The sequence below is a fragment of the Paenibacillus taichungensis genome, assembly GCF_013359905.1.
In the GTDB taxonomy this organism is placed as follows: Bacteria; Bacillota; Bacilli; order Paenibacillales; family Paenibacillaceae; genus Paenibacillus; species Paenibacillus taichungensis.
Genome location: NZ_JABMCC010000118.1, coordinates 63,616 through 77,639 on the forward strand (window position 1 = coordinate 63,616; position 14,024 = coordinate 77,639).

13 protein-coding genes, 1 pseudogene and 1 riboswitch are annotated in these 14,024 nt (G+C 46.4%); of the genes and pseudogenes, 1 reads left to right on the forward strand and 13 read right to left on the reverse strand.

From position 1 onward, the window contains the following. Positions 1-22: 22 nt before the first annotated feature. The 8 genes from ribE to HP548_RS23480 all read right to left on the reverse strand — a co-directional run bounded on the left by ribE (position 23) and on the right by HP548_RS23480 (position 8,895). Complete coding sequence (gene ribE / locus HP548_RS23445) at positions 23-691, reverse strand: riboflavin synthase (protein ID WP_099858191.1); 669 nt, start codon at positions 689-691, stop codon at positions 23-25. Between the two features lie 40 nt (positions 692-731). Then, on the reverse strand, positions 732-1,835 hold the full coding sequence (ribD, locus tag HP548_RS23450; RefSeq protein WP_175383050.1) for a bifunctional diaminohydroxyphosphoribosylaminopyrimidine deaminase/5-amino-6-(5-phosphoribosylamino)uracil reductase RibD: 1,104 nt from the start codon (positions 1,833-1,835) through the stop codon (positions 732-734). A 359-nt stretch (positions 1,836-2,194) separates the two neighbouring features. Next, positions 2,195-2,358, reverse strand: a riboswitch (FMN riboswitch). 146 nt (positions 2,359-2,504) lie between these two features. Further along, positions 2,505-2,936, reverse strand: a complete 432-nt coding sequence (locus HP548_RS23455; RefSeq protein WP_024630947.1) for a peptidylprolyl isomerase — start codon at positions 2,934-2,936, stop codon at positions 2,505-2,507. A 221-nt stretch (positions 2,937-3,157) separates the two neighbouring features. Beyond that, positions 3,158-4,489: a diaminopimelate decarboxylase gene (gene lysA, locus HP548_RS23460; protein WP_175383051.1), complete on the reverse strand. Its 1,332-nt coding sequence runs from the start codon at positions 4,487-4,489 to the stop codon at positions 3,158-3,160. Positions 4,490-4,591: 102 nt separating this feature from the next. Next, a complete protein-coding gene (locus tag HP548_RS23465) occupies positions 4,592-6,202 on the reverse strand; it encodes a spore germination protein (RefSeq protein ID WP_099858268.1) in 1,611 nt (536 codons plus the stop codon). 83 nt (positions 6,203-6,285) lie between these two features. Continuing rightward, positions 6,286-6,714 (reverse strand): stage V sporulation protein AB, encoded by a 429-nt coding sequence (locus HP548_RS23470; protein WP_076291911.1) that lies wholly within the window; start codon positions 6,712-6,714, stop codon positions 6,286-6,288. Then, positions 6,695-7,351 carry a stage V sporulation protein AA gene (locus HP548_RS23475; protein WP_175383052.1) on the reverse strand — a complete coding sequence of 219 codons (657 nt, stop codon included), beginning with the start codon at positions 7,349-7,351 and terminating at the stop codon, positions 6,695-6,697. The genes HP548_RS23470 and HP548_RS23475 overlap by 20 nt, the downstream gene beginning before the upstream one ends. Positions 7,352-7,989: 638 nt before the next feature. Beyond that, positions 7,990-8,895 (reverse strand): AraC family transcriptional regulator, encoded by a 906-nt coding sequence (locus HP548_RS23480; protein ID WP_175383053.1) that lies wholly within the window; start codon positions 8,893-8,895, stop codon positions 7,990-7,992. A gap of 109 nt (positions 8,896-9,004) precedes the next feature. Here HP548_RS23480 and HP548_RS23485 point away from each other — a divergent pair. After that, positions 9,005-9,937: pseudogene (locus HP548_RS23485) on the forward strand (DMT family transporter). Positions 9,938-10,025: 88 nt separating this feature from the next. Here HP548_RS23485 and sigF read toward each other — a convergent pair. The 5 genes from sigF to HP548_RS23510 form a co-directional block, all read right to left on the reverse strand. Beyond that, positions 10,026-10,781 carry an RNA polymerase sporulation sigma factor SigF gene (gene sigF / locus HP548_RS23490; RefSeq protein ID WP_076291907.1) on the reverse strand — a complete coding sequence of 252 codons (756 nt, stop codon included), beginning with the start codon at positions 10,779-10,781 and terminating at the stop codon, positions 10,026-10,028. Positions 10,782-10,795: 14 nt separating this feature from the next. Then, the gene (gene spoIIAB / locus HP548_RS23495) at positions 10,796-11,251 is read right to left on the reverse strand and encodes an anti-sigma F factor (RefSeq protein WP_062324397.1); all 456 of its coding nucleotides are present in this window, start codon (positions 11,249-11,251) and stop codon (positions 10,796-10,798) included. After that, positions 11,248-11,601: an anti-sigma F factor antagonist gene (gene spoIIAA / locus HP548_RS23500; protein WP_036663380.1), complete on the reverse strand. Its 354-nt coding sequence runs from the start codon at positions 11,599-11,601 to the stop codon at positions 11,248-11,250. The genes spoIIAB and spoIIAA overlap by 4 nt, the downstream gene beginning before the upstream one ends. Positions 11,602-11,744: 143 nt before the next feature. Beyond that, the gene (locus HP548_RS23505; RefSeq protein ID WP_246318228.1) at positions 11,745-12,866 is read right to left on the reverse strand and encodes a D-alanyl-D-alanine carboxypeptidase family protein; all 1,122 of its coding nucleotides are present in this window, start codon (positions 12,864-12,866) and stop codon (positions 11,745-11,747) included. Positions 12,867-13,170: 304 nt separating this feature from the next. After that, on the reverse strand, positions 13,171-13,995 hold the full coding sequence (locus HP548_RS23510) for a purine-nucleoside phosphorylase (protein ID WP_076291905.1): 825 nt from the start codon (positions 13,993-13,995) through the stop codon (positions 13,171-13,173). Positions 13,996-14,024 lie beyond the last annotated feature (29 nt).

Consider the following 14,024-nt stretch of genomic DNA (forward strand, 5'->3'; position numbering starts at 1 on the left):
GTAGTTAATCAATTACGATTTGTTAAGCAAATCCGTGATTAGCGAGGAAATCCTCACTGATACTTCTCGGCTTACCCGCACCTGTCTCCTGATGTCCCTTACCATAGTGCAGTAGATGATCCACATATTTGCCCAAAATATCACATTCAATATTGATGGTATCACCCGTCTTTTTCACATTTAATACGGTCTCACCAATGGTGTGTGGAATAATGGATACAGTGAATGCACTCTGTGAAGTATGCACAACGGTCAGACTAATTCCGTCCAGGGTTACAGACCCTTTGGGTATCAGATATTTGAACAGCTGCGTATCATCAGGTTTGATCTCGAAAACAATTGCATTCTGGTCACGTGTAATGCTTCCAATGACCCCAGTGCCATCGACATGGCCCTGAACGATATGCCCCCCAAAACGACCACCTGACAGCATGGCTCGCTCCAGATTAACTTTGCTACCTGATTGCAATTGACTAAGATTGGTATGTCGATATGTCTCGGGCATCACATCGGCAGTAAATCCGCCACCCTCCAGGGTTGTCGCAGTTAAGCATACCCCGTTCACAGCTACACTATCGCCAATCTTCAAGTCGTTCATGATGGCGGAAGCTCCGATATTCAGGACCATCGCTTCGCCTTTCCGACCTATACGCCGGATCTGACCGACTTCTTCCACCAAACCGGTAAACATGCTACCGCCTCCTTTATTTATTTCGTTATCGTTAATTCATTTATTCAGGCCAAACTGGAATTCCGCCAATGCTAATATTATCTCCAACTTGTTCAATTTCCAGCTGATGCAATTGAATTGCCTGACTCATGCGCTCTACACCCTCGAAGCGGAAACTGCCTGGTGTTTCGTATCCTCCAACAATTTTCGGAGCAATGAACATGAGCAGTCGATCTACCAACCGTGCTTCCAGCATGGCACCATTCAGAGTGCCCCCGCCTTCAAGCAGAATCGAACCAATTTCACGCTCACCAAGCTTGCTGAGTGCACTCAACAGATCAACACGTGGTCCTGGACCACAACGTATAATCTCCACCCCATAGGCTTCCAGCCGCTCAGCCGCTTCAGGGCTCGCCTCATCCGTTGTAAGCACCCAAGTTGGTACAAGGCCATCCTTGACCATTTTGGCTCCTACAGGCAGACGCAGCTTGGAATCGACCACAATTCGTACCGGGCTAATCCCTTCCACTTGCAAGCGAGTCGTGAGTTCGGGATTGTCTGCAATTACCGTTTCCACACCAACCATAATCCCTTGATGGCGATGACGAAGCGCGTGAACAATCTCGCGAGCTGACTCGTTAGAGATCCATTTGCTGTCACCGCTACGCGTAGCGATTTTGCCATCCAGAGTAGAGGCCGTCTTCAAAGTTACAAAGGGGAGACCTGTTGTAATGTATTTGATGAATTTCTCATTCATCCGTCTTCCGCGCTCACGCAGCACTCCAACTTCAACTTCGATCCCTTGTTGACGCAGCATGCTGATCCCTCTGCCGGAGACTTGCGGATTCGGATCTTCGCAGCATACGACGACACGTTTCACTTTCTCATGAATGAGACGTTCACTGCATGGTGGAGTCTTGCCATAATGGCTACAGGGTTCAAGCGTAACGTATACTGTACTGCCTTCAGCATCACTGCCCGCCATGTTCAGCGCATGAACCTCTGCATGACCCGTTCCCCGTTTGAGATGACTTCCGAGGCCCACGATACGTCCTTCTTTTACAACGACACAACCGACTACCGGATTGATTCCGGTCTGTCCTTGTGCCCGTTCTGCCATATCCAGTGCCAGCGCCATATAAAATTCATCATTAATCATTTCCAAGTCCGTTCACCCCACGGTTAAAATCTTAAGTTATAGACCTCCCTTCCAACAGAGAGGCATGTTCCATATCCAATAAAAAATCCCCGTCGAACAAACCGTTCGATGGGGATGATGAGAGACATGTGTCACCAGCAGTACTATTGATACATCGCCAACAACACATCGCCCAAAACTTCATTTCAGGCAAGTGAAAGCAGACACATACCTTAATGAACTTCAATTACAGGTAAAGAGCTTCTATGATGTGGCATATGTATGAAGATTTTCCGAAAGTAACCGGATTTCTCCCTGCACAGGAAATGAATTCGTCAAAAACTGTACAGCAACACTCCTGCGGAATGCGGCCCTAAAGACTGCACCCTCTCCTTCTCCCATCCAGACTATACTGTCGGTTCTGGAATTACACCAGATCAGCCATCTGCCACAGGCAGACGGGTCACGGACTTTGCATCAATGCTGGATAGATATCCTCACATACTGCATCACCGCCGGTAGGGAATTGCACCCTGCCCTGAAGGATTCGTTGCGTTATTAATTGGATGTTAGCACTTTAACGTCAAAAAATCAATTGTTTTTTGTTCCTTTTTGTCACATACTAACTTTTAATAAGCTTAAGTGTAAACAAAAACCGCTTCGCTAATTGCGAAACGGTTTACATACAGTTATTGATTAAGCTTCTACTACTTCAACAGTTTCCATTTTGTCGCGACCTTCGAAAGCGTCTACGAACTCCATACCTTTGGTTACTTTACCAAATACAGTATGTTGTCCATCCAAATGTGGTTGCGGTTGGTAGCAGATGTAGAACTGACTTCCGCCTGTGTTACGGCCTGCATGTGCCATAGCCAATGTTCCACGCTCATGTTTGTTCGGGTTGATTTCACAGTTGATTGTGTAACCTGGGCCGCCTGCACCGGAACCGTTAGGGCATCCGCCTTGAGCTACAAAGCCCGGAATAACACGGTGGAATACAAGACCATTGTAGAAACCGGAGTTAGCCAGTTTCTCAAAGTTTGCTACTGTGTTTGGAGCTTCTTGATCGAACAAATCGATTACAACTTCTCCGCCGTTTGCCATTTTGATTTTCGCTTGTTTCGCCATATGTAAATGACTCCTTTCGTATTGACCATCGTTAATGGTGCCAGAACGCATGACCCTGGGCCAAGCTTTATAGCACTTTTCTTAGTGTACACCGAAAATGGATTGATCGCAAAATAATCAGCAAGATTTTTTCAAAATCCAGCCCTCAAGATGCAAAAGAAGACAAAAAAGAGTGTCCTTTTTTGTCTTCTTCATATAGAACTCCGCTATTTGAACTTAAATTAACGGGTAACTGGCTGTTTTGCAATACGCTCAGGTACCAGATCATTCTGGATGATGTCCTGATACGTCTCACGGCGTACGACAACATCCCCTTGACCGTCTTTGACAAATACAACTGCCGGACGACGAATCCGGTTATAGTTGCTTGCCATGGAGTAGTTGTAAGCACCTGTGCAAGCTACTGCGAGCAGATCTCCGCTTTGCACTTTGGGCAGATCCAAATCCCAGATCAGCATATCGCCGCTCTCACAACATTTACCAGCAACAGATACCGTTTCCTGAGCTGCCTCATTTGCACGGTTTGCCAATACAGCTTCATATTTGGACTCATACAGCGCTGGACGTGGATTGTCTGTCATTCCACCATCCACAGCTACGTATTTACGAACCCCTGGAATATCTTTGCTTGTTCCAACCGTGTAGAGTGTTGTTCCGGCTTCACCTACGATGCTGCGGCCTGGTTCAACCCAGATCTCAGGCACGGCATATCCGATTTGAGCAAAATGATTTTTTACCGCATCCGTGATCGCTTTCACGTATTGTGAAACTTCAAGCGGTGTATCTCCATCGATATAACGGATTCCGAATCCACCACCCAGGTTAACCACTTTGAAAGCAACATTAAGACGTTCATATACACTTGCTGCAAATTCAGCAACACGTTGAACAGCCATCTGGAAGCCTTCAACTTCGAAGATTTGGGAACCGATGTGGGAATGCACACCGAGCAATACCAGATTAGACTGCTTGGAAGCCAAGTCAATCGCTTCAAATGCTGTACCATTGCCGATATCGAATCCAAATTTGGAATCTGTTTGACCTGTGGAAATATATTCATGTGTATGGGCCTCAACACCAGGCGTCACACGAAGCAAAATGTTTACTTTACGATTTTTGTCCGATGCTACAGCCTGCAACAGATGCAGTTCATTGAAGTTATCTACAACGAAGCAGCCAATTTCTGCATCAAGCGCCATTTCGATCTCTTCCAATGTTTTGTTGTTGCCGTGGAAGTGAATACGCTCTGCCGGGAAACCGGCTTGTAGTGCCGTGAACAATTCACCATCGGATACTACATCTAAGGAAAGTCCTTCTTCCGCAGCAAGGGCACACATGGCCATTACGCAGAATGCTTTACTTGCATAAGCAACCTGGAAACCCAGGCCTGAAGCACGGAACGCTTCCATGTACTCTCTGCAACGCTCACGAACTAATTGCTCGTCCACAACATACAGGGGAGTTCCAAATTGTTCTTTCAGGACGGTAGTATCGACTCCGCCAATTTCCAGATGTCCCTGTGCATTTATTTTACTTGTACCATGTAAATACATATCTGCATTCCTCACTTTTTATATACTGGAACAGCTGTTATTCCAATGATTTTACACCAGTATATCAAATTAGTGAATGAGAAGAATGGATTTTTCGGCAGATCATTTGTGTTTTTTACTTTTTTGCAATTCCCCGTCCGGATCACTGTCCATTTTGGTATTGTCACGCGTTTTGTTGATCGAAGGACGTTTTTTATTCTCCAACAGTGGCAAACGGAATAAAAAGTTACCCAAAGCCTTTGCATTAAACGGTATGAATGGCCAGAGATACGAAGAGTTGTAGGAGCGATGCAAGGTGAGCGCCACAATAATGAACGTCGTCCCGACAACGAAGCCGGGAACCTTGAATATCGCCACAGCAACGAGCAAAAACAACCTGACCAACCGATTCGCCAAACCAAGCTCATAACTGGGTGTTGCAAACATACCAATGGCGGCAATCGCCATGTAAAGTACAACTTCATTCACAAAATAACCTGTTTTCACGGCGATATCTCCGACCAAAATGGCCGCAATCAAACCCATGGCCGAAGCGAGTGGCGTCGGGGTATGAACTGCTGCCATCCGCAATAAATCCACCCCGAATTCAATAAGCAGGAACTGCAGAATCAGCGGAAGTTGTGCATTCTCGTGAGGGCCGATGAACTCCATTCCTGCTGGCTTAATGGCAGGGTCAATAACCATCAGCAACCACAACGGCAACAGGAAAAGTGAAATCAGAATACCTCCAAATCGTACCCAGCGCAGATAGGTTCCCATAAAGGCGGTCTGTCTGTTCTCTTCCGCATGCTCACATAGGTCAAAAAAGGTCGTGGGCAGAATCATCACACTGGGTGAAGTATCTACAAATACAACCACACGTCCGTCCATCAGATGGGAAGCTGTCACATCCGGTCGTTCCGAATACCGAACCAACGGATACGGGTGCCAACCCTTGTTAATAATCGCTTCTTCAAGCTGCTTATCGGCAGCAGGGATACCGTCGATATTTACTCGTTTGATTTTTTCGCGAACGGAATCTACCTGAACCTTGTCCACGATATCATCAATATACACAACACAGACATCCGTTTGCGATCTGCGTCCGACCTGCATAATTTCAAACTTTAATCCAGGGTCCCGTATTCTTCGGCGTACTAACGCCACGTTGGTCAGAAGTGTCTCTGTAAACCCGTCTCTAGAACCACGGACCACTCTCTCCAGCGAAGGTTCCTCTGGTGAGCGTACCGGATAGCTGCGGGTATCCATAACAATAACGGAACGATCCCCTTCGACGAACATGGCACTCATGCCTGTGAGGACCTTGTTAATGACAGCACTCATTTTCTCCACTCGCTCAACTTGAATATGAGGAATGTAGCATTCGAAATACGACTTCAGTGCATGTCCAGACACTTGCTCCGGTGTAAGATACGTTAATCTTTTTAACACTTCGAGCAAAATTTCATCCTTCGCAAATCCAGTCAGCAGCAGTAATCCAACGTGTTTGCCGCCCAAGACCATTTCCCTCATATTCACATCAAAGGACTCCCCAAGTCCCAACACTTGTTGAAGCGTATATCTGTTATCACTCATGCGAGGGGAAATATCGTCGTTTTCCTGCCAATATTCTACTGATTCCTCGATACTGTCAGACATTTCATTTTGCTTCTTTTTTTCGTAAGCCTTCTTTTCTTCTTCCTCCTGAATCTCATAAGGAGATTTATGCATCATCTCTTCGGATGTTGCTTCGCTGGAGTTATGCCCGTCGTTGTCTGATCTTACGTCCATTTCCCATCCTCCTTAGGCCAAACGTTTCAACGCTGGTATACAAAAAAGTCAAACAGGGAGCCTGTCATCTTCCCCAAAATCATGGCAAGCAGCAATCCAAATAGATACGATTTCATGCCCAGTCGTTTCGCCAGCACTGGCAGTACATTCAACACTTCTGTGAGTGCCGCAGCAAGCAGACCGATGAACACACCGCAAAACAGTCCGATGATCGGGCTCAGCAACACCGCTCCATGCACCTTCCAGTGCCAAAAATCCGCAACGGTACCGAGCAGCGAACCTCCGATCAAGGCCCCTTCATACCAATGGGTTTTGTCATAGGTTCGCGTAAGCTGAGCTAGTCTTGGGATCATATCAAGCACGAGAATAAGCGCAATCACACCACTTCCGACCGCGATCCCCCCCGCAATACCCAGCACAATGCTGATTGCTCCGTTAAGAACGCTCATCCGCATTCATCTCCCTGCGTTCCTCTTCATGCATACGTTCGGTTTCTTCAATCACCACATACTTGTCTACATTTTGCTGATATAGGAACATTTCCACCTCCAAAGGGGTAGGTTCTTCATTCCACTTTTTCTTGAATAAATGATTAAAGAACACGGCCATGCCAAATCCTATCCCGATTGAATACGCCACCTGAAACAGATACGGATGCTCATCCCGGCGGCCTGTAATCATCTCTACAATTCGAATCTGAACTTCCTGCATGTTTACGTCAGCATGAAAATTCATAATGGTCAACGCTGATCCAAAGAAAAGCAGCAGCCACACCAGGATAAACAGGGATTTGGAAGGTTTGCCACTTCCCGCAACTACCTCAACAAGCGTATGACCCGATCCGATCAATTCAACGGTGACATCTGGTATGGCCCGACGGATCTGAGGGATGATCTGCAATATATCAATGAGGATCAGATTGCCATCCTCCGGTCCGGGGCGCAGCAATTCAAGTTCAAGCAGCCTTCCTTCCTTTTCTTCGGGAGAGGTGAGCAAGTGAGCTACATCTCCAAGCTTGACACTTCGGCCCCTTTGGATACGAATACGGCTGCGCAATCGAACATAGACCGTTGGAGTGGGTGTCAGGGACATCCGGAACACTCCTTTACTGCGTAATTTAGGTTAGTATTTGAAGAATGTGCAAATTTATTACATTCTGGTTGGAAAAAGGTTTTGTAGACACTGAGGGCGCTTCGGGATGGATCGGCCATCGGTCGCTGTTGCTCTCAGGTTAGTAAGAGAACTACACGCAGGCACTCCAGCTGCAGACCAACCTTCCGATCGCTGTTGTCTCCAAATTTTCTTGATTGATTTCTACTAGTGTAGAAATTCGGAGACAAAGGCGAACGCTTCGCTTCTTCAGGTCTAATCTGCCGCCTGCGTTGCTTGTGTGTATCCTTAGACGAACCCTCACGCTTTGCTCCTTAGTCCGATTCCATCCCTCCGCTGCACGTGTCTCCCTTTTTTCCCAAAGGACTGAAATAAATATGCTGGGAGGCTGTAGTAAGAGAAATAATAGATGGTGAATTTGGACTTTATTTTTTCACAATCCTTTTGTTAAACAAACAAAAAAAGCCGCTATTATAGCGACTTATTGAGAAGAGAAGAGGGTATGGATTGACTGGTAAGAAACTTGGGGATTAGGTATCTTTGGGGAAATAACGCATGTAAACAAAAACAATAGCCGTGATTATCAGCAGCGCGGATAACAATACCTTCATTTTCACTGCTCAATAACCCTCCTTATTCCTCAACTCCATTTCTCTTCTGAACTTTAACGGGGTGATTTGCATGATTTTGCGAAACTGATTAATAAAATAGCTTGTGCTATTAAATCCAACTTCATAAGCAATTTCGGTTATACTGCGTTCCTGGAGTTGCAACAGCTCCACGCTCTTTTGGATGCGATAATCGATTACATACTGCATAGGGGTTGTCTTCAGCATTTGTTTGAAATAACGGCAGGTTTCCGAGCGACTTAACTGACCCGCCCTCGCAATATCCTCCAATTTGATTGGTTCAGCGGAGTGCAGGTGAATCCATTCAACCATGTCCTTTATTCGCCTGCTTCTAATGATTTTGGATGGATCATATTCCAGCGCGTATCCGCTTGTAATCAGATGTTTCCATATCGTTAAAAGGCTTGAAGCCACATTCATTTCGTAAAATGGAGCCTGCTCAGCCAGGTCCTTTTTAACATGCCGAATGGCGTTCAGGACTTGAGCTCCACAGGGAACTTCCCTTTTGATATGAAGATAAGGTAAATTGGTTGCTGAGATATAAGGATGAACGTACTTCAAATATAACTCGGATGGTACAACAAATTGCGGAGAGACATTTAGACAAAGATAAATACAATTATTCTTCTCCCCCCGTTCCTCCGCCATGTGCATACAACCACTGTTGATAAACAGCCCGTCGCCTTGTGGCACAACGATCTTTTGATCATTTACATAAAAAAGAGCTTCGCCCTGGACAACCAAAACAAACTGCAATTCATCATGCCAGTGCAAAGGAATATGCCCGTGAACATTGCGTACAATTGTGGTTTCATAACACGCAACAGGCAGAGTAACTGTACGATGCTCCGTTAGTTCCCTCCCGTTCTGATCAATCCTGAATTCTACTTTAAGCATATTTTCTCATCTCAATATAATGATATTTATCTGTGCGATATTGATATTATTATAGCCTATTACGTTTTAATATAGCACTATTCTTATATTTAAGGTGAGGACGCTATTCATGAAAATATCTATTCAAAGATCCAGAAAATCAGGCCTCTTCTTCGTTCTTACAGGAGCGATATGCTGGGGCATTGGTGGAACGGTTTCACAAAAACTGTTTCAACAATACGGAATCGAAGTCAACTGGTTTGTAACGGTACGACTGCTGATTGCGGGTATACTGCTGCTGATGGTTCAATCCTTTACTACAAGGCGCTCGCAAATTTTCGATATGTGGAAGCAGAAAAAAACAGCCTTGCAGCTAATCACTTTCGGATTATTCGGGATGCTCGCTGTTCAATATACGTAAATGGCGTCTATTCAACATGGCAACTCCGCAGTGGCGACATTACTTCAATATCTGTCACCAGTCATGATCATGGTCTATATGATCTGGAGAAAACAGGCTACTCTGACCAGAAAGGATGTTATATCAGCGATTCTGGCTCTAAGCGGGTGTTTTCTTCTACTGACTAATGGTTCTCTCTCCCAATTGTCTGTGCCTTTACCCGCTGTTTTGTGGGGGGTGTTATCCGGAGTTGCCGCTGCCTTTTATACTCTCTACGCCGTGAAGCTGATTGAAAAGTTTGATTCACTCGTCGTTGTCGGCTGGGCAATGATTATCGGAGGGGCTGCACTAAGTCTCATCCACCCACCATGGGAAATAGACTTTGCCAGCTTGCGTTTGGAAACCTACGGATATTTGGCCTTTACCATTATTTTAGGGACAATGATTGCATTCTGGTTCTATATCGAAAGTTTAAAAAGCCTGACAGCCAAAGAAACAAGTTTAATGGGAAGTGCGGAGCCTCTTGCTGCCGTTGGCACCACTGTTATTTGGTTACATGAGCCTTTTGGTTTATTTCAATGGCTGGGAACCGCATGTATCATTGGATTGATATTATTGTTGCAGTCGAATCGTCCCAAACCCATCCAGGCTAACGACAAATAACCTTCTTCGCATATTAATGCGCGATAGAAGGTTGTTAGTTGTCGTATATTGGTGTTTTAACACCAATATTGTTGCCTGCAATCCAAAATCACTGTGCGATCTGGTCGCGGATGGATTGAAGTATTTTTTTCTCCAGCCGCGACACCTGCACCTGGGATATACCCAGCCTACTGGCGACCTCGGACTGGGTCTGATCCCGGTAATACCGGAGGTATACAATCAGCCGTTCCCGTTCACTGAGACCGCCTATTGCTTCGTTTAGCGCCAGTTTGTCAAACCACCGTTCCTGAGACTCGTCGGCAATCTGGTCCATTAGTGTAATCGGATCACCGTCATTCTCAAAAACCGTCTCATGTATAGAGGTAGGCGGTTTGTTCGCTTCCTGCGCAAAAACAACTTCCTCCGGGGTTACCCCCAGCTCTTCAGCCACTTCCTTGATCGTGGGCAGACGGTCCAGGTTTTTGGACAATTCATCCCTTTTCTTGCGGACTTTATTCGCCATCTCCTTCAGTGAACGACTGACCTTAAGGGTGCCGTCGTCCCGCAGGAAGCGCTGAATTTCTCCGATAATCATCGGGACAGCATAGGTGGAGAATTTTACATCATAACTGAGATCGAATTTATCCACCGATTTGAGCAGCCCGATACAACCAATCTGGAACAGATCTTCCGGCTCATATCCCCTGTTCATAAAACGTTGTACGACGGACCAGACGAGTCTGATGTTGCAGTTCACCAGCGTATCCCGTGCGACATGGTCACCCGACTGACTGAGCGCAATCAGCCGTTTGACCTCGGCATCGTCCAAATAGGTCTGTGAAGACTGTTTCACTTCAGCATCCATAAGACCACCAACCCCTAATTATACAATGCTTTCTTGGATTCAATCCTTTTCTTCATCTTGATGGAGGTGCCTCTGCCGGGCTCACTGCTGACTTCGAATTCATCCATGAAGTTTTCCATAATGGTGAAGCCCATGCCCGAGCGCTCAAGTTCGGGTTTGGACGTATACAACGGCTGTTTGGCCAGTTCAAGATCTTCGATGCCTTCACCGCGGTCTTCCACAATGATGGTGATCATGTCATCGCGAATCTCGGCTTGAATGGACACGACACCTTCCGGATTGTTGTTATAACCGTGGATGATGCTGTTCGTTACGGCTTCCGAAATGACTGTCTTCAGATCGCTAAGCTCGTCCATCGTAGGATCAAGCTGGGAGATGAAGGCAGCAACCGTCACCCGTGCGAACGATTCGTTCTCCGACTTGGCCGCGAATTGCAGATTCATGAAATTTGTCCCCGTTCCTTCATTCATGAGACGACCTCCAGACCCGAGAGAGCAGTTCCCTCATTTTCGTAAATCGGCATAATCTTGAACAAACCCGACATTTCCAGCAAACGATACACTGGCGGATTGACATCACAGACAACCATCTTGCCGCCTTTATTCTTAATGAGCTTATATCTTCCCAAAATGACACCCAGACCCGAACTGTCCATAAATTGCAGATCTTTCAGGCTGAGTACCAGATGCTCGCATTGTCTGCGCTGGATGGCTTCATCCATCTGCATCCGTACCATATCAGCTGTATGGTGATCCAGCTCCCCGGATAATCGCACAATCAGAATCCCGCGGTGATGTTCCATTTCCACATGCAAGTTCACGTTTGCTCACTCTCCTCCCTGTCTTGAACAAGGATTTCTACGTTCCCGAAGGCTTTTCCTGCCCCCCGACAAAACTAGAAGAAAACCCCTATTTAACTACAAAATATGTTCAAAGGATGTACGCAACCTGCATAAATCGCCGTTTAATCGAACAGATTGGAGGTTGTGCGTTTGAACAGCTTCCACCAGCCTGCCTTGTCCACATCCTGCGGAGCCTGAATGTCGAATTCCTTGATAACTTCATTGCCCTGGTAGACGACTAGTTTACCTACACTCTGACCTGCTTTGACCGGAGCTTTTACTTCTTTGGCCATCAGCAATTCATGACGGATCTCATCCGATTTTGCACCTTTACGCATCAGCACACTATAATTTTGTGTTGCATTCAGCGGCACTTCAGCAACTTCACCTTTTTCAATTTTCAGACTGCCCAACAGGTCCCCTGACTTGTACAGAGGTTTCATCGTGTATTGCCCAAAAGCATAGTCAAACATCGAGGACACTTCGCTGTTGCGTGTTTTGGTATTGGGTTCGCCCAGCACCACGGAAACGACACGCAGACCATCCTTCATCGCTGTAGCCGAGAGACAAAACTTGGCTTCGGAAGTATATCCTGTTTTCAACCCATCCGCACCGGAGTAAAAACGAACTAACTTGTTCGTATTCACCAGCCAGAATGGCTTCTCGCTATCTTTACGAAGGTAGTCCTGATATGCACCAGTATATTTCGTAATTCCGGGATGCTTCAGCAGTTCACGGCTCATGACCGCAATGTCATGCGCGGAAGAATAATGATTATCTACCGGAAGGCCGTTACAGTTGGCAAAATGAGTATCCTTCATGCCGAGCTCCTTTGCCCGTTCATTCATCAGTTGTACAAAGGCTTCCTCTGAGCCAGCAATTTTCTCAGCCATTGCTACAGAAGCATCATTACCAGAGGCCATAGCAATCCCTTTTAACATATCGTCGACCGACATCTCTTCCCCAGGTTCCAGAAAAATCTGTGATCCACCCATGGATGCAGCATATTCACTCGTTCTCACTTTATCCGTCAGCTTCAACTTGCCAGAATCGACCGCTTCAATGGTGAGCAGCATGGTCATAATCTTCGTAATGCTCGCCGGAGGCAGCTGATCATGACTGTTTTTTTCAAAAATGACCGTGCCCGTATCTGCATCCATCAAAATGGCGGAGCGTGCCGACGGGGCCAAATCTGTTCCCCCCGCTGCTTTGGGAGTTTCTTCAGCCAGCGCGGTTGATGCCATCAGGGACAGCAGGATACAAAGGGTCATGAACGATGCCATTATTCGTTTCTTCACTAAGGTTACCTCCTCAAATGACTTGCTTACTGCATGTTCCATGCATGCATGTACTGCTAATCATTGTCGGCCCGATTGAAGTAAATTATTCCATGTAAAGAATGATTTCCCGAACTTTTTATGTAATCCATGTGAAACACCAAAAAACGAGCCTGAACTACTGGATGAGTGAACAGCCGTTAAGGAAATAAAAAAGGCAACCTGCCCCAATGAATCACATTAGGGTAGATCGCCTTTTCTTAATGGTCAGTTACATTTGTGGAATAACAGCCAGCACAAGGGCCAGGAACGATTCACGAACACGTTCTGTCGTCTCCATAACCTCATCATGCGACAACGGCTGGTCCAGAATGCCGGCAGCCATGTTGCTGATACAAGAAATACCGAGCACTTCCAGGCCAGCGTGGCGTGCTACGATAACCTCAGAAACGGTAGACATGCCGACAGCATCCGCACCCAACGTACGCAGCATCACGATCTCAGCTGGTGTCTCGTAGTTTGGACCAAGCATACCTGCGTATACCCCTTCACGTACATCAAAACCTTGTGACGCAGCTGTATCCTTCGCGAGCGCACGCAGACGGCGGCTGTACGCTTCGGACAGATCTGGGAAACGCACACCCAGCGCGGAGTCATTCGGTCCGATTAATGGATTCTTGCCTGTGAGATTCAGATGATCCGAGATCAGCATCAGGTCACCAGCCTCATAAGAGGTATTCACTCCACCTGCAGCGTTCGTTACGAGCAAGGAAGTTACACCCAGTTCTTTCATAACACGCACCGGGAAGGCAGTAAGTTCCGGGCCATATCCTTCGTACATGTGGAAACGACCTTTCATCATGACGACCGGACGGCCTTTGATGGTTCCCACCAGCAATTCGCCTTCATGTCCCTCTACTGTGGACACTGGAAAATGCGGAATATCCTGATAGGCGATGCTGACGCCATCTTCAATCAATTCTGCTAAAATGCCAAGTCCTGAACCTAAAATCAAACCGACTTCCGGTTTAATGGAACTTTTGCTTTGGATGTAAGATGCCGCTTCCAAAATCATCTGTTGGTTTAATGCTGTCATAAGATGTTCCCCCTTGAGTTGAAACGATC